Raw genomic sequence first — 19,986 nt, forward strand, 5'->3', positions numbered from 1 at the left:
GGGACAGTGGGGTGCTCGACGAGCCGGTGACGGTACCGCGTCTGGCGGTGGCTCAAGCGTGGGAGTGGGAGCGGATCGGGCCGGTGCACCCGGTGATCGGCCCAGTGGATGTGTGGGTCGAGTCTGACGCGGAAAGCGAGCTCGCGGAGTTGGCCCGGCAGGCCCTCGCGCAGCCCGGCTTCTACGAGTTACGGCGCGGCCGGATCGCTGGATGGTTCCGGGACCTGATGCTGGCCATCGCCTCGTCGAGCCAAGAGTGCTATGGCTTTTCAGCCGACCGCACCGGCCGGAATCGCTCGATCCTGGCGGTACCGGCAGGAAAATACGGTGCCCTCATCACCGTCGAGGACGACCTCCTGACGCTGGAACAGATTCGGTCTACCCGGGTCGTCCGGTCGGTTGCCGAGGCGCTGCCGGAGTACCCTCCTGCCGCGGTCACCGAGCGATCGGTTCCGCGCATGGAGTACCTGGCAAGCGCGGACGATGACTCGTACACCTTGGACAAAGGGACGGATTACACAGCCGATGATCCGGCCGACCAGTTGCGCGGTCTGATGGCCGCGCGGCGGTTCGCCAGCCATCAGCTCTACGTTGCCGCTCGCTCGAACGGGATCAGACGAGCCAGCGTGCCACTGACGGCCGTCGACACGGCAGACCATGGCAGGCTTCTGACGTATCTCCGACCGGGGACCGATGACCTCGAAATCACGTGGGGGCCGGGCAGCTCGACGTACATCGCCGAGACCCTGCACAACACGCTAGAGGCACTGCGGGCCTGATTGCGGCCGTGCATCAGCCAGCCGAGCACACCCCGCACGCATCGGACTTCTGCGACATCGTCAGTCGCCCTGCTCGTCGTGGCGCTTCTCCGGTGCTGGCTTTGGGGTGTTCCACATTTCCTGTTCATTGGCGTGCGTTCGAAGTAGCTCGGCGGTCGTCTTCAGCTGGTCGGCAAGGGCGCGTTGCGCAGCGGCGGACAGCTGGTTCGCGAGCAATGATGTGACCGCCAGTGGAATGTCCTTGGCGCAGCCGGTCAACTCCCGTACCAGTGCTGAGGTATTACGGTTCATGGCTACCTCACGTACTTGCGGTGTTGTGAAGAATCTCGTCGCCTCGATAGGTGGCGTGGCGGTATGGACCGAGATGAAGCGTTAGTGGACGAACTCCGAGGCTGGGAGATGTGGCCGCAGTGGGATTCCAGTCTTGGACTGGACCGCTCTGTCATCGGTGCTATAAATAGAGTTGATCTTCTGAGCTGACTGGTGGTCACTCAAAGCGCTCTCGCGGAACTTCTCCAGCTTCCGTAGGTACGGAACCATGTCTTCTGTATCTTCCAGAATCAAAGTTGCGCTGGCGGTGTGAATGGTGAGAACCGAATTATTATCGAAGTCATCGAAGAGACTGAAAGGGATACTAAGTTCGTAATCGAAGCACGTTGTCGGGATGATGCGCACGTGGCAATGTGGCAGACATGCGGCGATTGTCAAATTAATGAGCTGCTCCTCCATGGTTTCGCGCATGGTGATGTCTCGAAGGACGATCTCGTCGATGTAGAACGTGGCATCGAAGCCTGGTCGCGCGTTCTTGAGTATGTCTTGTCGTGCCATGTGGGAGCGAACACCTGCTGTGACAACAGGATCCTTGGGATCTCGGTCCCGCCGCAGAACCGCTTCCGCGTACTGCTCGGTCTGCAGCAGTGAAGGGATCCGCTGCGGCTCATAGAAGGTCATCTTTTTGGCGCTCGCGTGGAGAAACTCGAGCGTGGGGAGTTGGTCGTGGAGGCCGACTGGGTGGCGCTGGAGGTCGTAGCCGTTGGCGGGAATCTCGGATAGCCGCTTCAGTCGGTCGAATTCTTTAGGGGCGGTCCGTACGTGCGCAAGATACGTGACGATTTCCATGGTGGATCCTTCGCGCTGGCCGCTTTCCATTCGGGATACTCGTGGGGCTCCCCAATCGAGGGGGCGGCAGATGTCAACTTGGTTCAACCCTGCCTCTTCTCGGGCCCGCCGAAGAGCGGTACCTATCTCTCGGCTCTTGGCTGTCGTCTCCTCGGAGCGCTTGGATGACACTGCGTTGGGGGCTTGCTTGCGCACGGTGAATCACTTTCTCGGTGGGACGGTTGCGTCGGCGAGGGCTTCGCGGCTAGCGCCGGGGGTAACGCTCGAAGGAATGGGGGTGGCCGCTGGTGTTCTCATGCTCGAGGCGTGCTGCAATGGCTGCAGGAGACCATCGTGCGGCTGCTTGCGCGGCGAACCGGGCACGTCGACGCGCCTTGAGCCAGTCGGCGGCAATCCAGCGAAGGGCTAGCGTGATCGGAAGAGCGAGCACCGTCAGGGCGTAAACGCCTAACCAGGTCATGATTCGATCAACGCCCTGTGTGAGGAGAGTCCGGTCGAACGCGACGTTTCTGTCGCGGTTGCCAGAACCAGGATGATGCCGCTGGCCTGGTCGTCGGCGTGCGCGTGAAGCGGTCGACGTAGATGCGCGGTGCCACGCCTGGCGGTTGTCGTCACGGGGATCCTCCGGCACAGTTGCACGTGTGGGAACGATCACCATGACACCGTGACCAGCTATGATTACGTAACGGGGTAAACCCGCCACGCATGGCGTTTACCCCGTTCACCCTTTGGCCAAGCCGGAGTTGACCGTGACCGACGACAGTGCGACGCCCGACACCGCCCACGCGCGTCTTGCTGGGGAGATTCGACGACTTCGCAAAGCGGCGAAGCTCAGCCAGCCGGAGCTCGCGCAGCGAATCGGATACAGCCGCAACTACGTCTCGATGGCCGAGCGGCGTAGTGGGAACCTGCCGTCCCAACCCCTTGTCAATGCCATTGACACGGTGCTCGGGGCCGGCGGGGCCCTGCGTGGTCTACGAGGCCAAGCCAAGCGCGAGCAGCGAGACCTGAGGTTGAGCGCGGCAACGGGCCCGGCCAACGTCGTCGAAGCCGCCGATCAGAAGGGACTCGCTCTGCGCCTCGCGGAAACGGACTCGACGAGCGTTTCTCCGCAGTTGGGACCGAATCTTGAGGACGTCTTGTCGCATCTACGCGAGCAGTGGCACCTTCTCGTCAAGACCGACAACCTCCTGGGGCCTCGATATGCCCTGTCCGGGGTGCTGAGCCAGCTGGACGCCATTGAGGAACTCCTCGCGTCCGTGAGGCCAGAGCAGCGCCGCGACATCGTCCGTGTCGGTGCTCAGTACGCGGAATCAGCGTCTTGGCTGTACGAAGACATGTGCGATGTGACGGCGGCGCGCCGTTGGTGCAGCCAATCGCTCGAATGGGGATTGGAGGCGGACGACCAGCCGATGGTCACGTGGGCGTTGTTCCGCAGGAGTCAGCAGGTGGCCGAAAGAAACGCTGGTCAGATCCTCAGTCTTGTTCAAGCTGCGAGGCGTGCTTCACGGGATCTTCCGACGCCGATGCGTGCGGCCCTCGCGCAGCAGGAGGCCTACGGGCTCGCGCTCGACGGTGATGAACTCCAGGCACAGACCCGAATCGACGAGGCGCAAAACTGGGCGGCCACCGACATCAACGGTGAAGCTCGAGGAGGTCATGGATCGTTCTGCACGCAGGACTATCTCGAGTTGCAGCGGGCTCGGTGCTGGCTGGCCCTGGGCGATCCGGCTCGGGCGATCGAACTCTTTGAGCACCATGTGCCGCGACTTCCGACTGTGTATCAGCGAGACCGCGGTGTGGCACTCGGGCAGCTGGCACAGGCGTATGTGTCGTATGGAGAACCGGAACAAGCAGCGAGAGTCGCGGTGGAAGCCTTACGCATCGGGCGTCGCGGGAGTTCGCTCCGGACGGTCGCTGATGTCAAAGCTGTTGGCGGCAGACTAAGGGATCATGCCCAGCTTGCCCCGGTTTCGCAGCTCATCGCCGAACTGGCTGCCGGGTAACAGCTGAAATGGTGTCACCTCGAGAGATCGCCGCTATGCGCCGTGCGATTGCCTTATCCGCGAAAGGGCTTGGAACAACGAGCCCGAACCCGCCCGTTGGCTGCGTTATCCTTGACCCGGAGGGCCAACTCGCGGGCGAGGGATTTCACCTCAGAAAGGGTGAGCCGCACGCCGAGGTCAACGCGCTGGCCGCCGCCGGTGACAATGCTCGCGGTGGGACCGCTGTCGTCACCCTTGAGCCGTGTAACCATCACGGACGAACGCCGCCTTGCAGGCAGGCGCTACTCGACGCCGGTGTGACCAGAGTGGTGATCGCCCTCATGGACCCCACATCGAGGGAAGAAGGTGGCGCATCTCGACTTCGCTCCACGGGCGTCGATGTCGAAGACGGTGTCCTTGGTGGTGAAGCACTCCTGGTGGTGGGACCATGGATGCGTTCGTTGGAGACGAAGTTGCCGTTCGTTCGCCTGCTGGATGACTACGAAGACCTTGAACGGTCGTCTGAGTTCGCCTACTTCCGTTCCGTCAGTGACGCGGTCATCTTTTCGAATGGAAGAGTCGAGGAAGGGGCGTCCGGGGTGCACCTTCCCGAAGTATTTGCTCTGCCGACGGCATACGGAGGTCAAGAGCCTGAGTTATACCTTCGTGAGCTTTACACCGGCGGGGTGCGGTCTCTCTTGCTGGTTGGTCGGTCGGAGGTTGCAAAATCGTTCTGCGACGCGGGCCTGGTCGACGAGATCGTTCAGTTGATCGACGACAAACCAGACGGTGCTGGGGCGGCGTTCACGTCTTGGGTGGACACGTGCGCAGCATCCTTTGAAGTTAATGCTGTGGAGAAGGGATCCACGGGAGTCCGGATGGTGCTTGCTCGACGTAAAGACGGGCGGGTGCTCTAACGAGCTTTGTCGTTGGGGATCTCGTTCCAGGTGATTTGGTGGTCGTGTAGCCACGCGGGTGGATTCATGGCGCCGCTTTGAGCTGCTTGGGCGATTCTGCGGTCGCGATTTCGTTGTTCGAGCCAGCGTGGTGTGCCGCGTCGATGCCTTGTGCGGCTGCGGCGGCTTGCTCCGGCCCGTGTGACTCGTTCGCGGCGGGTGGCTTCGAATGCTTCGAGCGCCGCTGCGGTCTGGTCGTTGTCGCGGAGGGCTTGGGCTAGGACGACAGCGTCTTCGAGGGCGAGCGCGGCGCCCTGTTCTGTTGCGGGTGGGACGGCGTGGGCTGCGTCGCCGATGAGGATGGTGTGGTCGGTGTGCCAGGTCTGCAACGTGTCGAGGGTGCGTGCGTTGGAGGGCAAGATGACGTCTGCGGCTCGAATGACGTCCGTGGCTGGTGTGCGGTCGCGTCGGAAGAGTCCTATGAGGCGTTCGCGCCAAGTTTCGATGTCGCGCGGTACGTCTGCTGCTAGAGGTGCTGGTGAAGCGATGTTGGCGTACCAGTAGATGTCGCCAGCGGCGGATGTGTAGCCGAAGGTCGCCTTCTTGCCCCAGTAGATGTGGAAGGCATTCGGTGAAGGGGGAACGGTTGTGGTCGCGGGGGCGTAGCCGTAGATGAGGTGGGTGCCGGCGTAGCGGGGTTCAGGGGCGGAGGGAAAGGTCAAGCGACGGGTTGTCGAGTTCAGTCCGTCTGCGCTGATGAGCACCGTGCCCTCGGTGGTGGAGCCGTCGTCGAAGGTTGCGATGACGCTGCCGGAGCGGCTCGTCGCGGCTATCAGGCGCTTGTTCATGGTGACGGCCGCTCCGCGGTCGGCGGCCGTGGAGCGCAAGACGCGGGCGAGGCGAGCGCGGGGCATCGTGCGGGGGACGTCGTTGTGTCCGTTGCCGGTGAAGGAGACCGTGCCGAGGTGGCGGCCGGTGCCTGAGCTGAGTTCGGTGTTGGCGACGGGGTAGGAGATGTCGGTTACGAGGTCGTGTGCGTCGAGGGCGCGCAGGGCGCTGAGACCGTTGCGTGGGAGGCGTAGTGCGGCTCCGCTGTAGTCACCTCCGTCGTGCCGAGCTTCATAGACTTCGGCTGTGACACCGGCTTTGCGCAGAGCGATGGCAGCTGCGGATCCCGCAATGCCGCCGCCGACGATGATCGCGTGATGGGTCACGCGGCCCTCCCTGAGGTGGCTGAGTTTCTGGCAGCAAAGGCACGTGAAAGCGCTACGAGTTCGTCGACCTCATCATGCGCTGAGTTGGTGTCCGGGATTGCGAGAGGGACGGCCCGCTGTTGCTCACCGTGGTCGTGAGGGGAGCCCTGGAGCGCTTCGGCTATAAGGTCTGACAGCGGTGTGTCGTCCGTGTGGTGTTCGCGGAGTTTCGCTACACGAGGGCTGATCCGGACGAGCCCGTCGCGGCATTCGATCATGCGGCGGTAGTAGCGCCGGTGTACGTCCCATACGCGGAGGGAGTCCCATGGCGTAGTGGAGGCGCGGAGGAACTCGTCTTCCGGAAATGCGTTGTGGAGGGCTGTCCATAGCGGCCCAAGCGCGTGGTAGGCGTGGCGTTGCCGCCACCAGATCCGTATGGCGGTCAGTCGCATGCGGGCCGCCGGGTAGAGGAGACCGGCCACGATCGCGACTATGCCGACGAACGACAGTGTCCCGTTCACACTGATGATGTCCATGAACAGGGTTCCGGTGAACCAGTACTCAACGTCTATCGTGGCGAATATTCCGCTGGTCACCGCGACAAGGACGAAGCCGACGGCCGCGACGCGAAGTCCAATACTCAGCCGACGTTCGGCCTGGCGGGCGTAGCGCAGTGCCGAGACCGCGCATGCTGCCAGCGCACAGCCCATGAAGAGGTTGGCTGCGAAGTAGATGACCGACATGTGCGGAACGGACCGTGGCGCCGGCGCCGAAGCTGCGGCACCGATCATGACGAGTTCGGCGGTGACGAGCACGATCAGATTGCGGCGAGTGCGGCGTTTGGCCACCTGTCGATGCAGCGTCGCCGCATCGAAGAAGAACAGCAGGGAGAGAACAGCGGCCGATGTGGGAGCGTGCCATGCGACAGCGGACCACACCGGGCCCCCGCGCACGAGCGACGCGTCGCCGACGACGTCACGCAGGATGCGCCCGATGAGCGCGAAGGCGAGGAAGCCGACGATGCCTTGCAGGGGCAGGTTCCAGGGTTGCCGACTGAGTTGATAGCCCTTCCAGATCAGGCCGCCGAGGAGGCAGCTGATCAGCGCGGCGCTGATGAGCCAGCTCATAGCCAGCCGATCCGGGCGCCGAGAGCGGTGTCCATGCCGCGTGCGGCGCCGTCAGAGGGCCGTGGGGCCGCGATGTTCAGGATCGATGCCCATTCGAGGATGATCGTCGCGACTGCTTCGGCTTCCCGTTCGTGCTCGGTGTCATAGGCAGTTCTCCGGAGCGCTCGTTTCACCGCGTCATCGCCCATATCCGGGTACTGCTCGCTCAAGGATTGCGTGCCTGGCGTTGTGAGTCCGTCGGGAAGGACGTCGCTGTCGAGGGCACCCTGATGGCCGCCGAGGATGTGGCCGAGTTCGTGCAGGACGATGTGGTCCTGGTGCCGTTTGGATGTTTCCTTTTGGAAAAGGATGTAATCCGTTTCGGGGGTGGAGATCCACATGCCGAATGGGCCGGGCACGGGGATGGGATAGGCGATCAGGCGGATCGGTTTGCCGCGGATCTCGCCCATCTGACGGCATAGCTCGGTGACGTCCAGAGGTGGGCGAATGTCGAGCTTGCTCAGCATCTCGCGGCATTGTCGGCGTATGCGCCGTTCTGACATCCGTACCCTCCCCTCCGCGGTAGCGACTTCGGGCAGCATCGCAGAAACCGAGATAGCGGGTCCGCGCTAATCGTTCGGAAGCCCTCCATCGGGTGGTGAACGCCTCTCGGCTTGTTCCTGCTGGTAGACGACATCGAGCATGTCTCTCACCAGCTTCAGGCGTTCGGGTGACAGTTGCCCGGCGCGCATCGCCAGCAACTGAATCTCCTCATCACCCGAAAGGCTGGCCATCCTCGCGCGCTCCGCCTTCAGCGCTTCCAGCTGCTGGTCGACTTGCCGTACAAGTTCGACGTCGTCATCGAAGAAGTACGCGACCGGAACTTCGAAGAACGCCGCGAGTCCCTCCAGATAACCTTTCGTCGGGTTGTTCTTCGTGCCGTTACGGAGTCCCCAGATGTAGCTCTGAGATGCCGTCTTGACGTATCCGCCAGCAATAATGGCTGCGGCGACCTGCTCGTTGCTGTACTCCTTGCCGTCCGGTCGCTTCTTCGTCGCGAAGAGGTCGTTCAGCTTCGCGGCGAGCGTTCGCGTCGCTTGCCCTCCCACCCCAGGCCTCCATGACAGCCGCTGTGTCGTCACTGATGAGACACCCAATCGGGTGATCACTTTCTCGTCAGTTGAAAAGGACTTTCTCCTGAGAATAGTCTCGAAGGCATCTCAGCTCAACTGAGGAGAAAGCTAGCCACTCGGGCGGAGTACGAAAACGCAGACCTTGCGAGGTCGCAAGGAGGTCGATGTGCCCTCAACGGCACCAGTGCACGGGGAATGGCCGGGCGCGCCCCGGCGTAGCGGGGCAAGAGCGGCTCGCGTCTAGCGCGGTCGATTGCTCTGCGGATGGGGAGACGCAGATGCGACACATCAACAGCTTTGCCGAGGCGGTGCACCGGCTGCGCCGTGAGCGTGGAATGAGCCTGGGCGACGTGGCGGCGAAAGCCCGCTACAGCCCGAGCTACTTGTCCAAGTTGCTGCACGGTCACCGGGCCCTTCTGCCCGAGGTCGTGCGCCAGATCGATACGGTCCTCGGCGCGAAGGGGCAACTCGAACGCCTCGCCGAGCAGCAACGCTCCGAAGGCTCAGCGGGTGGGAACAAACCGATGCAACTGCCCGCCGACGTCCCTGGCTTCGTCGGTCGAGCCGACGTCCTGCAGGCCATGGACGCCGCACTCACGAGCCAGGCAAACGGGGGCGCCCACACGATCGTGATCGAAGGCGGCTTCTGGGTCGGGAAAACGGCGTTGGCCGTGCACTGGGTCACCCGTATCCTCGGCCGATTTCCCGGTGGCTGCCTCTTCGCTGATATGCGCGGGCTCGGCCCAGGTGCGCCCAGGACGCCGGAGGAGGTACTGGACGGCTTCTTACAGGCATTGGGCGCTGGCCAAGCGGACCTGAACGGCCCGCTTGAGGTCCGGGCCGCACGATTCCGATCGATCCTCGCCGAACGCCCCGCCGTGGTGGTCCTCGACAACATCGCCGACTACAGCCAGGTGCGGCATCTGCTGCCCGGCGGCGGCAGCGTCGTCGTCGCTACCAGCCGCGAGCACCAGGCCAGCCTGCTGCTGCGGACCGGTGGCGTGTCGATCGACTTGCCCGCCTTGCCGATCAACGACGCGCTGACCTTGCTCGCCAGCCGCGCCGGCGGTCACCGGGTAGCGGCGGACCCTGTGGCCGCGGAAGCGGTCGTACGACGCTGCGGCCGACTGCCCATGGCGGTCCTGATCGTCGCGGAACACCTCCAACAACGGCCCGACAGCACGCTGGGCAAGATCGCGGATCAGCTGGCGACCGACCGCCACCGGCTGGACCTTTTCACCTCGCCAGACCCCACGGTCAACGTCCACGGCGTCATCGACCTGTCCTACCTCGCTCTGCCACCGGCTGCAGCACGGCTGTTCCGCCTGTTGGGGATCAGCCCCGCGTACACCGTCAGCGCGGACGCCGCTGCCGTGCTCGCCGACATCGAGCCCGACCTCGCGGAGTCACTTCTCACCGTACTTCGGCAGTCTCACCTGGTAACGCCCATGCCGGATGGTCGCTACTGCATTGACTACCTCCTGCGGGCATACGCACATCAGCGCGCGCTGGTCGAGGAGCACCTCCGGGAAGTCGAGAAGGCCCAGGACCGAGTTCTCAGGTGGTACACGGCACGAGCGCTCGCCGCCAACAACTCGCTCATCCTGAACTGGCGCGACCCGACGATCAACAGCCTGCTTGCCGACTTCGGTCAAGCCGGTCCTGGCTTCGACGAGGCGATGTCCTGGTGTCAGAGCGAGGTCGCGACCGCCTTGCAAATCGCGAAGAACACCCGCAGCCACCTCGCAAAGGACCTCTTGTGGGTCCTGCCGACGGCATTCCTGCCTTACTTCGCCATCACGCGAAGCTGGACCGACTGGCTTATTGCCGCCAACGACGGGCTCGACGCCGCAACCGCGGCGGAAAGCACCCCAGGCATCGCTCGTAGCCTACAAGTCCTCGGCTGGGCCGAGCGTGACCTCGGTCGGACATCTGAGTCCATCTCACACCTCACGCAGGCCCTCGAGCTCTACGGCGAACTGGGGGACGAGCTGCCCGCAGCATGGACCGCACACGGCTTGGCCCTCGCACTCTCCGATAGCCAGCGGCACGGTGACGCGATCGCCCATTTCCAGGCGGCGGACGACCGGTTCCGGACACTTCGCCACGACATCGGCGGCGTTGTGAATCGGGCAGCACTCGCCCTCGCCTTCCATGAGGCCGGTGATCGCGAGCGTGCTCTCGACACCGCGCGCGAAGCGCTCGACCTCGCTCAGCGGCACGGCTCCGACGGTATCCAAAGCCTCGCGCACCATAGCCTCGGCATCCTGCTGCAGCGTCGAGGCGAGCATAGGACCGCCCTGACCCAATTCGATTCCGCGGCCGTCCTTCGGCGGCGCCCATGGCAACAATGGAACCTCGCCGACACCCTGATCGCCCGAGCAGATTCCCTGCTAGCCCTAGGGTTTCGTCCACACGCCACAGCCGCCTACGAACAAGCTGCCGACATTCTGGAAAGCCTTCGCGATTCCCGGGCGCACGAAATCCGCGCGCGCGCCGCAGTGCGAGGAAAACACCAGTGGGCGTCAAAGAACGCGCCCGCCGGCCCAGTTCAACGCTTGCCTTCGTGGACGCGATAAAGCGTCCCTAGTCACAGTTGAGCGTGATAGCTCGGGTCTGCCGTGCAGCTAAGCTGACACGTGTTCTAACTTTACGATTCCGACCTTCAGTGTGCGCCCAGTCAGGCTACATCTGGCTGGGCTCAACTGTTTCGTCACGACATACCTCGTAGTTTCCCTTGGTCCTGCGCGTAGGCAGCGCTAATGAGAACCATTTCCGTCATGACTGGGCAAGGACAAGATCAACACAGAATCGGCACAACGTTGTGCTCGCCTTGGGGGTTCCCGCTCATCTCGCGTTGGAGGATAGTGAAATCAGAAGCAGCGCAACCGTCACAACTTGATTTAATCGATCGCTCGGATTGTGCGGGATCGTTGTTCGGCTATTCACCTCCATTACTCTTAAGGGTTGAGGATATGATTGGAATTTCGCGGACTACTGCGGTTCGATACGGTCTGGCTGGAGCAGTCGCTGCGCTCGCCGTCGCGGGGTCTGGTGTGACGGCAAACGCCGCTACCGCAAAGGAAACAGCAGCTCGCGGTCCCGTCACAGTCAGCGAGGGATGCGGCTATCTCGGCTGGGGAAAGTACCGGCACTGCGACGGCGGGACCGGGTCCACTGTGATGCTGGATGTAGAGGATTTCTTCGGCAACATCTTCCATTACTGCGTCGGACCCGGCACCACCGACCTTCAACCGGTCATCAGATGGCGGGTGGTTGGAGCATGGTGGAACGGGGGTACCCGCTGTATCCCGGGCTATTACGGTCCAGCGTGATCGAGGCTCGCCAGCGCCGTCATCGCCGACCCGGGTTTTGCTGATCGGCGGTTGCTCTGGCGCTCCGGGGAGGTCAGCGCCCCGGACGCGGCGTGGCAGGGGGTCAAAGTCTCTGCCCCATTTTGGCCTGTCACGCCGCGCCCCAACTAATCGCTCAAGAGAAAGCGCTCCGTCGGTGTCATCGGGGGATCGACGGAAGCCGCCGGGGTGGCGCCCCTCCCCTCAAGCGCCACCCCGGCAACCCCGCAGGCGGACAAAGCCTGCTGGTAGGACAGTCCCGCCACGAGCGCTGTCAGAGAAGTAGGGAAGAACGATGACGAGCCAGGCACCCATGGAATTGCGCCGCACGGCGACAGGCGTTCTGTCAGCTTGCCAGCACCATGACCAGCGCGCCCGTCAGGAGACATGGCCCGAATGGCACCATCACGGCGCCGTCGTCGTCGCGGCGTCGGACGCCGGGCACAGCGATCATGACCAACGCGAGCAGCGAGGCTGTCAGCAGCGCTCCGACGACCTGGACCCAGCCGATCCAGCCGGTCGCCAGGCCGACAACCGCGGCGACGCTGACGTCGCCTGCACCGACACCCCCACCGGTCGCGACGGCGAGGAGCAGGAACAGCCCGCCCGCCGCGACGAGTGCGGCAAGCGCTCGAACACCTGGCGCGGGGTCGTGCCGTACCAAACACAGCACCACGAAACCCAGAATGGCGCCGGCAAGCTGCGGCCACATCAATGCCCGGGGAAGCCGATGCTCGCACCAGTCGATCACGGCCAAGGGAATCGCCAGGACGGCCACAAACCCGTAGACGGCGAGTTCGCCGCGTGCGCCCACGCGCCAGCCCAGCGACCCCAGGACGGCGGCCGTGAGCATCGCGCCGAACCACCACGCCCCGGCCAGTGTCCGCTCATGTCGCAGGAACCGGCGCGCGAGCCCGCTTGCCGCCGCACCGAGCATCAGGCCAGCGGCAGCGCTGCCACTCCACCACCAGCCGCTCGTCGTCAGCTGCACGACTCCTCCGCCCCTCAGCGAATCACCTTGTACGCCATCCTGCCCGCCCGATCTTCCGACCGACCGGCTCTCAAACCAACGGGTGAATTCACGCGAGAGCAGCGGTCCGGAGCGCCATCACCACGAAAGTCGGTCTTGAGGTGAACTCGCTGCAGTGGAGTGTCACGGCAGTGTGGCTCGCCCACGCTGACCTGCGATCGTCGACAAAACGGGGGACCATAATGGCTCACTACCGCAGCACCCGCCTCGCCCTGACCATCCTCGCCGCCGCGGCCGGACTTGGCTTGAGTGCCTGCAGCCCGGACAACAGCACAACCCCGACTTCCACGACGCCGGAACCGACACTCGCCCCCAGCACCACGCCCGCCTCGCCCGCCGACATCGCCAAGCAGAAGGCCACCACCGCCTACCTGGGCATGTGGAGCGACATGGCCGAGGCCGCGACGACCTCGGACTGGCAATCGCCGAAATTGGTCCAGAACGCGACAGCTGAAGCGCTGTCGAAGATCTCTCGTGGCTTGTATGCCGATCACTACAACGGACTCGTCACCAAGGGGAAGCCGGAGAACGCCCCCACGGTCGAATCCGTCGAACCCGCCGACAATCCGACCACGGTGAACATCGTGGACTGCGGCGACGACAGCCGCTGGATCAAGTACCGCGCTGACAACGGCCAACCGGCAAACGACGGCCCGGGAGGGCGTCGGCACATCAACGCCATGGCGAAAAAGGCGTTCGACGGGTCCTGGAAAATCACTGACTTCGCAATTCAGGACGTAGGAACATGTTAAGGAAAACGGGTGCGACCACAGGCCTCGCTTTCGGCCTGTTCCTTTGCGCGACGACACCGGCGCTAGCCGGCGGCTGGGGCAGTGTCGACTGCGCCAGCGACCCCTCGCCTTACTGTGACCTCAACGCAGGGCGCGGCGCGCAGCCCGCACCGCGACCCGGCTCAGCACCGAAACCTGGTGCGCCGAAATCGCAGGCTGGGGGCCGGGGTGCGGCCCCGGCGCTGCCGGGCGATCGAATCGTCGGAGGCAACAGCAACCAAGCCGATTGCTCGTACGTGCGCAGTAACTATCAGCCACCGGCGAACGGTGTGCAGACGATCAGCTTCCACCCGCGCCGCTGGGGTTACGGTGGGGTGCAGTTCGTGTCGCTGGCCCGCCCGCGGCCCCAAGAAGTGGTGCTGGCGCAAGGTTCCGGCGGCGGGTGGTACGTCTATCAGTGTTCCGGTCAGGGGCAGCGGGACGCGCTCTACCGGGCGCCGGTGTGGATTGCCGATGGTCAGGCACCGGGTGCCGCGCCGTTGCCCTCGCCAGAAGAGTTAGCCGAGCAGGCGCGGTCGCAGCTGCGGTTGCCGAGTCCGGTGATTGGCTCCAGCCCGGCTGGAACCCAGCTGGTGCAGCTGCCGACGTGGCTGTGGCTGGACCGGGAGATGTGGCGGACGCAGTCGGCGACGGCTTCGGTTCCCGGAGTGTTGGTCACCGCGACCGCGACCCCTGCCTCGGTGTCCTGGGCGATGGGCGACGGCAGCACCGTGTCCTGCACTGGCCCCGGCACGCCGTTCCCCGCCCAAGGAGATCCGCGGTCGGCATCGCCTGACTGCGGCCATATCTACCAGCGTTCGTCAGCTGGTGCGCCGGCCGAACGGTTTCCGGCCACGGCGACCGTGTCGTGGCGTATCACCTGGTCCGGTGCCGGAGCCTCGGGAACGTTCCCGGACATGACCACCAGTGCGGCGGCGTCCTTCCGGGTCGCCGAAGCCCAAGCCTTGGGCACCGGCTGATCCGGACGACCTTCCCAACTGAATCCACAGTTCTGTTTCTTTTCCTTTCCTGACCGGGTATTCGCGGCGACATTTCTGGCCGGGTGAATACGTGGTGCGGGCGAGCTATGCCAAGAGGGGTTTCTCGTGACCAGTACCGACAGTCCCGTGCGCGGTAACAGCGCGGCCGGTGAAGCACGGCCGGTGCCGTGGCTGAACGCCTCGGGTTCCCCGTCAGAGGCGGCTGCGCGCCGGGGTCGGCGGCGCCGGTTGCCGCATCTGGTGGCGGGGGTGCTGCTGGTGGTGCTGTGTGTCGGTGGCGCGGTGTGGTGGACGACCAGCACCCAGGACCGGGTTCCGGTGCTGGCGCTGGCGAAGCCGGTCCCGCTCGGGCATGTGCTGACGCCTGCAGACCTGCGCAGCATCGACGTGTCCGCCGCACCTGGCGTGGCACTCGTTCCGGCGGATCGGGCGGCGAGCGTGCTGGGGCGGCCGATGGCGACCAGCCTCGGCACAGGAGCGCTGCTGACGCCGGACGCGGTGGGCGCTGCCGCGATCCCGGAGGTGGGCCGGGCGGTGGTCGGGGTCGTCGTGAAGCCGGGGCAGGCCCCGCCCGAGCTGGCCGCCGGATCCCCGGTGACCGTCGTCGTCACCGCTGCCACAGCGGCAGGCGCCTCGGCCACCGGACAAGCGCCAGGCACCTCCTGGCGTGCCACAGTCGTCGGAGTCGCTCCTTCGGGTACGGATCAGTCCACCGTGGTGTCGCTGGATCTCGACACGACCGGGGCGTCGCAGCTGGCACAGGTCCCGGCCGGTCAGCTGGCGCTGGTGATGCAGCCGGCGGGCGGTGAGCGGTGATGCTGGTCGCCTTGTGTTCAGTGAAAGGCTCGCCGGGCGTGACGACCCTGGCTGTCGCGCTGGCCATGACCTGGCCACATGCCGAGAGCATGCGCCGTCTGGTCGCCGAGGTCGACCCCTCCGGAGGCGATCTGGCGATGCGGTACGGCCTGCCGGCCGCCCCAGGGCTGGTGAGCCTCGCCGCCGCGGCACGCCGCATCCACGATCCCGCAGTGGTGTGGGACCACACCCAGGCCTTGCCCGGTGGCGCCCGCGCACTGGTGGCACCTCCTGGTGGCACGCACGCGCGAGCCGCCCTGTCGACTCTGACCACGGCTCCGGACGGGCCGCTGTTGCCCGTCGTGGCCCACGACATGGACGTGGTGGTGTTCGCCGATTGCGGACGGGTGGATCCCGGATCACCGGCCGAGGCGATCGCGCGCCGCGCCGACGCTCTAGTGCTGGTGACGGGCACTCAGGGCGACGACCTCGCCCATGCCGCGGTGCGGCTGGGAGACCTGGCGCGCTGGACACCGCGTCCCGGCTTGCTGCTGACCGGTGATGGCTATCCGACCGTGGATGTGGAGCGTGAGCTGGGGATACCCGCGATCGGGCGTCTCCCGCACGACCCGGCCACTGCCGCCACACTGACAGGTCATCGTCACCCGCTGGCCCGCCGCCGCGGCAACAACGGTGGCCTTGCCCGCCACGCCGCCGCTCTCGCCCGCACCCTGGCCGAACCCGCTACTCCCATCGCCTCACCACCGGTGACCACGTCCGCTGGTGTCCCGGGTGTACCTGCCCAGCAGGTGCGCAGACCCGGTGGCGTGCTCATCAGCCCGCCCAGCCTCGGGCCACAACCAGCGTCCGCGCCGCCGCCGCAAGTGAGGGATCCGCGACACAACGGCCATCAGCCCAGCCCTGCCTGGAAGGAGCCCCGCGCATGACACGGACCGACCACCCCGCCATGCCCGTCGGCGCTGGTACGGGGGATGTCGAGCAGCGGTTACGCGCCCGGCTCCGGCAGGCGCTGACCACGGACCTGCCCGGCCGGGTCGAGACCGCGTCCCGGACGAGCGGCAGTGCGTTGAGCGTGGCGCGGCGTCGCGAGATCGGTCGCGAGGTCCTCGACACCGCGGTCGCCGTACACAGCGAGGCCGAACTTCTGGCCGGGCGTGCCTTGGTGGATTCGACGACGGAGCAGCGGGTCGTCGACCAGGTTCTGGACGAGGTGTTCGGCTTGGGCGGGCTGCAGCCGCTGCTGGCGGATCGCTCGGTGGAGACGATCGCGGTCAACCGCTTCGACCGGGTGTTCGTGCAGTACAACGACGGCCGCCGTGCCCAGGTAGGGCCGGTGGCGGCGTCGGACGGGGAATTCACCGACCTGATCCGCACCCTCGCGGCCCGTGCGTCGTCGGAGGAACGCAGGTTCGATCGCGGCAGTCCGGCGCTGAATCTTCAGCTGCCCGGCGGTGAGCGGCTCTTCGCGGTCCTCGGTTTGACGGCGGGAGGGGTGACGGCGTGCACGATCCGCCGGCACGGCTACCTCACCGCCACCCTTCCGCAGTTACGTCGTCGCGGCACCCTCGACATCGGTCTGGAACGGTTCTTGCGGGCGATGGTGCGGGCGCGGAAAAACGTGCTGATCACCGGCGGCACGGGCGCCGGGAAGACGACGCTCTTGCGGGGCCTGGCGGCGGAGATGGACCCGCTGGAGCGGATCGTCACGGTCGAGGATGCCTTCGAACTCGGTCTCGACCGGGATCCCGAGCGGCACGCCGATGTCACCGCTCTGCAGGCCCGCGAACCCAATGTCGAGGGCGAGGGCGCCATCGATCAGGCGGAGCTGGTGCGCTGGGGCCTGCGCATGTCGCCGGACCGGGTCATCGTCGGGGAGATCCGTGGGTCTGAGGTCATTCCGATGTGCAACGCGATGTCGCAAGGCAATGACGGCTCCATGGCCACCCTGCATGCCAGTAGTTCGAAGATCGCGTTCACCCGCCTCGCCTCCTACGCCGCCCAAGGACCGGAACGGCTACCCCTCGAAGCCACCGCGCTGCTCGTCGCAAGCGCGGTCCATTTCGTGGTCCACCTCGACCGAGCCGTCGACCGGACGACGCGGGTGATCGCCTCGATCCGCGAGGTGATCGACGCCGAGGACGGGGCGGTGATCTCCAACGAGGTCTACCGCCGCGGCCCGGACCGCCGCGCCGTCCCGGTGGCCGGCGCCCTGCGCGCCGACACCCTCGACGACCTCGCCGCAGCCGGCTTCGACCCCGACCTGCTGGCCCGTCCGGAGGGGTGGTGGACGCCGTGAGCATCGACACCACCACCATGATCGCCGCCGCGCTCGGCTTGGGCGCGGGCGTCGGTCTGCTGCTGATCGTGGCCGCCTGGCGCCGGCTCGCGGCGGTGCCGCCACCTTCGCGTCCTCCCATGTTGCTGCGCGCCGCACGCGAGCAGGCCGGGAGCCGGCGGGTGCTGCTGCGCCTGGCCGTGGCGGTCGGCGTGGGCGCACTGACCGGCGCCGCGACCGGGTGGGTGGTCGGCGCGGTGCTGGCCGCCGCCGGAGCGTGGTTCCTGCCGCGGCTGGTCGGTCCGGACCGCGCCCACGCCCGCCGGGTCGCGCGGATCGAGGCGATCGCGTCCTGGACGGAGATGCTGCGCGATGTCCTGTCCGCCGCGGCGGGGCTCGAGCAAGCCATCCTCGCCACCGCCCCGCTCGCGCCCGCGGCCATCCGCGGCGAGGTCACCACCCTCACCGCGAGGCTGGAAAGCGGGCAGCGCCTGGCGCCGGCCCTGCGGGCTCTCGCGCGCGAGCTGGACGACCCGACCGCGGACCTCGTCCTGGCCGCCCTCGTCCTCGCGGCCGAGCACCAGGCCCGCCAGCTCGGCGACTTGCTCGGCTCCCTGGCCACCACCGCCCGCGAGCAGGCCGCGATGCGGATGCGCGTGGAGACCGGCCGCGCCCGGACCCGGACCTCGGTACGGGTCATCGTCGCCACCACCCTCACCTTCGCCGCAGGGGTCGTGGTGTTCAACCGCGCCTACCTCGACGTCTACAACACCGCCACCGGCCAGCTCGTCCTGCTACTCATCGGGGCCCTGTTCGCCGCCGGGTTCGCGTGGCTCGCCCGGATCGCGACCGGCGGACGGCAACCACGGGTGCTCATCCTGGACAGCCCAGCGGCTGTCGGCGCTCGAGACGGCGAAGGTGGGCCCTCATGATCCCGGCACTCGCGTTCGGCGCCGGTGCTGGCACAGGGCTCTGGCTGCTCCTGGCCTGGGCCGTGCCGCCTCGCCCGGCGCTGAGCGACCAGCTCGCCAAGGTCAGTGCCAGGCGGCTGGCTACGCCGATCGTCCTCACCGGGGACGCCGCGTGGGTGCGCGCCTGGGGCCGCGTTTTCGTGCCCGGCCTGCGGATGCTCGGGCTGCCCGGTACGACGATCGAGGCCGATCTGCGGGTCACCGGCCGCGGCGTCGACACCCACCTGGCATCCAAGGCCGTGCTCGCCATGTCCGGGCTGCTGGCGCCGTGGCTCTTGCAAGCCTTGCTGGCCCTGGGCGGGCTGCCGCTGGGTGTCGAGGTGTCACTGCTGGCCGGGCTCGCGCTCGCCGCGCTCGGCTTCCTGGCTCCAGACCTCGATGTCCGCGCCAAAGCCACCCGGTCGCGGCGCGAGTTCCGCGACGCACTTTCGGCCTTCCTCGACCTCGTCTGGATCACCCTCGCCGGGGGAGCCGGGGTCGAGGCCGCTCTCGGCGACGCCGCAGCCGTCGGGACAGGGCCGGCGTTCGACAAGATCCGCCGCGCACTGCACGCCGCCCAACTGACCCGCACCACCCCCTGGGCCACGCTGCGCCGGCTCGGCGAGGAACTCGACATCACCGAACTCGCCGAACTCGCCGCGTCGATCTCCCTGGCCGGGACCGAAGGTGCTCGCGTCCGAGCGTCCCTGGCGGCGAAAGCCCAAGCACTGCGGACCCATCAGGTCACCGACGCCGAAACCGACGCCCAGGCCGCCACCGAGCGCATGGCACTGCCGGTGACGTTGCTGTTCCTCGGCTTCCTGGGATTCATCGCCTATCCCGCTGTCATTCAGGTCCTCAACGGGCTTTAGCCCGCGTGGAGTCGCAACGAGAAGCCTTGCACGGAAACGAAAGAAGGAGCCATGAAGCAATACGTCCGTACGATATGGACAGTCGTGGCGGCGAAGATCGCCGTTCTACGAGCCGAACCCGAGCGCGGTGAGATCACCACCACCGTCATCGTCACCGCGCTGATGGCCATCGCCGCGATCGCCATCATCGCGATCATCGTGGCGAAACTGACCGAAAAGGCCAACTCGATCAACCTCGGGATCGGCTGACCATGCCGACCCGGAACCGCTCACCGCGGCGACCGCGCGGTCTGCTGGCTCACCGCGTCCGGCACGCCCTGTCCGGGGACCGGGGCGCGGTCACCGTCGAGCTGATCATCGCGACACCGTTGCTGCTGCTGGCGTTGCTGGCGATCATCCAGTTCGCCGTGTGGTCCCACGCGACCCACGTCGCCCAGACCGCCGCCTCACGAGCCCTTGCCGCGGCCCGCGTCCAGCACGGCACCGCCGCCACGGGATACGCCGCGGGACAGCGGCTGCTCAACGACCTCGCCGCCGGCCCACTACGCGAGCCCCAGCTCACCGTGACCCGTGACGCGACCTCAGTGTCGGTGAGTATCCGTGGCGAGGCCGCCACGGTCCTGCCCGGCGTGCAGCTGCACGTGCACGCCGACACCTCCGGCGAGGTCGAGCGCTTCGTGCCCGACACGGGCACCACACCCTGACTTT

The 19,986-nt window shown here is 66.4% G+C and carries 21 protein-coding genes; 14 read left to right on the forward strand and 7 right to left on the reverse strand.

The genetic code is table 11. From position 1 onward, the window contains the following. Positions 1–11 precede the first annotated feature (11 nt). On the forward strand, positions 12–779 hold the full coding sequence (locus ACLJQ7_RS10460) for an ESX secretion-associated protein EspG (RefSeq protein ID WP_410647963.1): 768 nt from the start codon (positions 12–14) through the stop codon (positions 777–779). A 60-nt stretch (positions 780–839) separates the two neighbouring features. On the opposite strand, the gene ACLJQ7_RS10465 is transcribed toward ACLJQ7_RS10460, so the two are convergent. Both ACLJQ7_RS10465 and ACLJQ7_RS10470 read right to left on the reverse strand, forming a co-directional pair. Further along, positions 840–1,070, reverse strand: coding sequence for a hypothetical protein (locus ACLJQ7_RS10465; RefSeq protein WP_410647964.1), 231 nt, complete (start codon positions 1,068–1,070; stop codon positions 840–842). Positions 1,071–1,151: 81 nt separating this feature from the next. Then, positions 1,152–2,093 carry a helix-turn-helix domain-containing protein gene (locus ACLJQ7_RS10470; RefSeq protein WP_410647965.1) on the reverse strand — a complete coding sequence of 314 codons (942 nt, stop codon included), beginning with the start codon at positions 2,091–2,093 and terminating at the stop codon, positions 1,152–1,154. 554 nt (positions 2,094–2,647) lie between these two features. Here ACLJQ7_RS10470 and ACLJQ7_RS10475 point away from each other — a divergent pair. Together ACLJQ7_RS10475 and ribD are read left to right on the forward strand one after the other, a co-directional pair. Next, complete coding sequence (locus tag ACLJQ7_RS10475; protein WP_410647966.1) at positions 2,648–3,904, forward strand: helix-turn-helix domain-containing protein; 1,257 nt, start codon at positions 2,648–2,650, stop codon at positions 3,902–3,904. Between the two features lie 35 nt (positions 3,905–3,939). Next, positions 3,940–4,800 carry a bifunctional diaminohydroxyphosphoribosylaminopyrimidine deaminase/5-amino-6-(5-phosphoribosylamino)uracil reductase RibD gene (gene ribD, locus ACLJQ7_RS10480; protein WP_410647967.1) on the forward strand — a complete coding sequence of 287 codons (861 nt, stop codon included), beginning with the start codon at positions 3,940–3,942 and terminating at the stop codon, positions 4,798–4,800. On the opposite strand, the gene ACLJQ7_RS10485 is transcribed toward ribD, so the two are convergent. The 4 genes from ACLJQ7_RS10485 to ACLJQ7_RS10500 form a co-directional block, all read right to left on the reverse strand. Then, entirely contained in the window at positions 4,797–5,993 is a 1,197-nt protein-coding gene (locus ACLJQ7_RS10485) for an FAD-dependent monooxygenase (protein WP_410647968.1), read from the reverse strand. The genes ribD and ACLJQ7_RS10485 overlap by 4 nt on opposite strands. Further along, positions 5,990–7,099, reverse strand: a complete 1,110-nt coding sequence (locus ACLJQ7_RS10490) for an MAB_1171c family putative transporter (protein ID WP_410647969.1) — start codon at positions 7,097–7,099, stop codon at positions 5,990–5,992. Before ACLJQ7_RS10490 ends, ACLJQ7_RS10485 begins: the two co-directional genes overlap by 4 nt. Further along, on the reverse strand, positions 7,096–7,641 hold the full coding sequence (locus ACLJQ7_RS10495) for a hypothetical protein (protein WP_410647970.1): 546 nt from the start codon (positions 7,639–7,641) through the stop codon (positions 7,096–7,098). Before ACLJQ7_RS10495 ends, ACLJQ7_RS10490 begins: the two co-directional genes overlap by 4 nt. 66 nt (positions 7,642–7,707) lie before the next feature. Continuing rightward, positions 7,708–8,187 carry an XRE family transcriptional regulator gene (locus ACLJQ7_RS10500; RefSeq protein WP_410647971.1) on the reverse strand — a complete coding sequence of 160 codons (480 nt, stop codon included), beginning with the start codon at positions 8,185–8,187 and terminating at the stop codon, positions 7,708–7,710. Positions 8,188–8,489: 302 nt separating this feature from the next. On the opposite strand from ACLJQ7_RS10500, the gene ACLJQ7_RS10505 reads away from it, so the two are divergent. Both ACLJQ7_RS10505 and ACLJQ7_RS10510 read left to right on the forward strand, forming a co-directional pair. Then, positions 8,490–10,790: a helix-turn-helix domain-containing protein gene (locus ACLJQ7_RS10505; RefSeq protein WP_410647972.1), complete on the forward strand. Its 2,301-nt coding sequence runs from the start codon at positions 8,490–8,492 to the stop codon at positions 10,788–10,790. 396 nt (positions 10,791–11,186) lie between these two features. Continuing rightward, positions 11,187–11,546 (forward strand): DUF6355 family natural product biosynthesis protein, encoded by a 360-nt coding sequence (locus ACLJQ7_RS10510; RefSeq protein ID WP_378239486.1) that lies wholly within the window; start codon positions 11,187–11,189, stop codon positions 11,544–11,546. A gap of 364 nt (positions 11,547–11,910) precedes the next feature. On the opposite strand, the gene ACLJQ7_RS10515 is transcribed toward ACLJQ7_RS10510, so the two are convergent. Next, positions 11,911–12,555: a prepilin peptidase gene (locus tag ACLJQ7_RS10515; protein WP_410647973.1), complete on the reverse strand. Its 645-nt coding sequence runs from the start codon at positions 12,553–12,555 to the stop codon at positions 11,911–11,913. Between the two features lie 221 nt (positions 12,556–12,776). Between ACLJQ7_RS10515 and ACLJQ7_RS10520 the strand changes: the two genes are divergently transcribed. The 9 genes from ACLJQ7_RS10520 to ACLJQ7_RS10560 all read left to right on the forward strand — a co-directional run bounded on the left by ACLJQ7_RS10520 (position 12,777) and on the right by ACLJQ7_RS10560 (position 19,982). After that, the gene (locus ACLJQ7_RS10520; protein ID WP_410647974.1) at positions 12,777–13,346 is read left to right on the forward strand and encodes a hypothetical protein; all 570 of its coding nucleotides are present in this window, start codon (positions 12,777–12,779) and stop codon (positions 13,344–13,346) included. A 275-nt stretch (positions 13,347–13,621) separates the two neighbouring features. Continuing rightward, on the forward strand, positions 13,622–14,344 hold the full coding sequence (locus tag ACLJQ7_RS10525; protein ID WP_410647976.1) for a hypothetical protein: 723 nt from the start codon (positions 13,622–13,624) through the stop codon (positions 14,342–14,344). 126 nt (positions 14,345–14,470) lie between these two features. Next, positions 14,471–15,181, forward strand: coding sequence for an SAF domain-containing protein (locus ACLJQ7_RS10530; RefSeq protein WP_410647977.1), 711 nt, complete (start codon positions 14,471–14,473; stop codon positions 15,179–15,181). A gap of 38 nt (positions 15,182–15,219) precedes the next feature. Further along, complete coding sequence (locus tag ACLJQ7_RS10535) at positions 15,220–16,107, forward strand: carbon monoxide dehydrogenase maturation protein (RefSeq protein ID WP_410647978.1); 888 nt, start codon at positions 15,220–15,222, stop codon at positions 16,105–16,107. Continuing rightward, positions 16,104–17,477, forward strand: coding sequence for a CpaF family protein (locus ACLJQ7_RS10540; protein WP_410647979.1), 1,374 nt, complete (start codon positions 16,104–16,106; stop codon positions 17,475–17,477). The genes ACLJQ7_RS10535 and ACLJQ7_RS10540 overlap by 4 nt, the downstream gene beginning before the upstream one ends. 17 nt (positions 17,478–17,494) lie before the next feature. Beyond that, positions 17,495–18,388, forward strand: coding sequence for a type II secretion system F family protein (locus ACLJQ7_RS10545; RefSeq protein ID WP_410648564.1), 894 nt, complete (start codon positions 17,495–17,497; stop codon positions 18,386–18,388). Then, positions 18,385–19,278, forward strand: a complete 894-nt coding sequence (locus tag ACLJQ7_RS10550; RefSeq protein WP_410647980.1) for a type II secretion system F family protein — start codon at positions 18,385–18,387, stop codon at positions 19,276–19,278. The genes ACLJQ7_RS10545 and ACLJQ7_RS10550 overlap by 4 nt, the downstream gene beginning before the upstream one ends. A 51-nt stretch (positions 19,279–19,329) precedes the next feature. After that, positions 19,330–19,527 carry a hypothetical protein gene (locus ACLJQ7_RS10555; RefSeq protein ID WP_410647981.1) on the forward strand — a complete coding sequence of 66 codons (198 nt, stop codon included), beginning with the start codon at positions 19,330–19,332 and terminating at the stop codon, positions 19,525–19,527. Positions 19,528–19,529: 2 nt separating this feature from the next. Beyond that, positions 19,530–19,982 (forward strand): TadE/TadG family type IV pilus assembly protein, encoded by a 453-nt coding sequence (locus tag ACLJQ7_RS10560; RefSeq protein WP_410647982.1) that lies wholly within the window; start codon positions 19,530–19,532, stop codon positions 19,980–19,982. Positions 19,983–19,986: the final 4 nt, after the last annotated feature.

Origin of the sequence: Amycolatopsis sp. cmx-4-54, from assembly GCF_046548895.1 — a bacterium.
Lineage (GTDB): Bacteria > Actinomycetota > Actinomycetes > Mycobacteriales > Pseudonocardiaceae > Amycolatopsis.

What these genes read in the sequence shown, in the direction of transcription:
- ACLJQ7_RS10465 (WP_410647964.1), bottom strand. Translation starts at nt 1,070, where the DNA reads ATGAACCGTAATACCTCAGCACTGGTACGGGAGTTGACCGGCTGCGCC.
- ribD (WP_410647967.1), top strand. Translation starts at nt 3,940, where the DNA reads ATGCGCCGTGCGATTGCCTTATCCGCGAAAGGGCTTGGAACAACGAGC.
- ACLJQ7_RS10490 (WP_410647969.1), bottom strand. Translation starts at nt 7,099, where the DNA reads ATGAGCTGGCTCATCAGCGCCGCGCTGATCAGCTGCCTCCTCGGCGGC.
- ACLJQ7_RS10495 (WP_410647970.1), bottom strand. Translation starts at nt 7,641, where the DNA reads ATGTCAGAACGGCGCATACGCCGACAATGCCGCGAGATGCTGAGCAAG.
- ACLJQ7_RS10505 (WP_410647972.1), top strand. Translation starts at nt 8,490, where the DNA reads ATGCGACACATCAACAGCTTTGCCGAGGCGGTGCACCGGCTGCGCCGT.
- ACLJQ7_RS10510 (WP_378239486.1), top strand. Translation starts at nt 11,187, where the DNA reads ATGATTGGAATTTCGCGGACTACTGCGGTTCGATACGGTCTGGCTGGA.
- ACLJQ7_RS10520 (WP_410647974.1), top strand. Translation starts at nt 12,777, where the DNA reads ATGGCTCACTACCGCAGCACCCGCCTCGCCCTGACCATCCTCGCCGCC.
- ACLJQ7_RS10540 (WP_410647979.1), top strand. Translation starts at nt 16,104, where the DNA reads ATGACACGGACCGACCACCCCGCCATGCCCGTCGGCGCTGGTACGGGG.
- ACLJQ7_RS10545 (WP_410648564.1), top strand. Translation starts at nt 17,495, where the DNA reads ATGATCGCCGCCGCGCTCGGCTTGGGCGCGGGCGTCGGTCTGCTGCTG.
- ACLJQ7_RS10550 (WP_410647980.1), top strand. Translation starts at nt 18,385, where the DNA reads ATGATCCCGGCACTCGCGTTCGGCGCCGGTGCTGGCACAGGGCTCTGG.
- ACLJQ7_RS10555 (WP_410647981.1), top strand. Translation starts at nt 19,330, where the DNA reads ATGAAGCAATACGTCCGTACGATATGGACAGTCGTGGCGGCGAAGATC.
- ACLJQ7_RS10560 (WP_410647982.1), top strand. Translation starts at nt 19,530, where the DNA reads ATGCCGACCCGGAACCGCTCACCGCGGCGACCGCGCGGTCTGCTGGCT.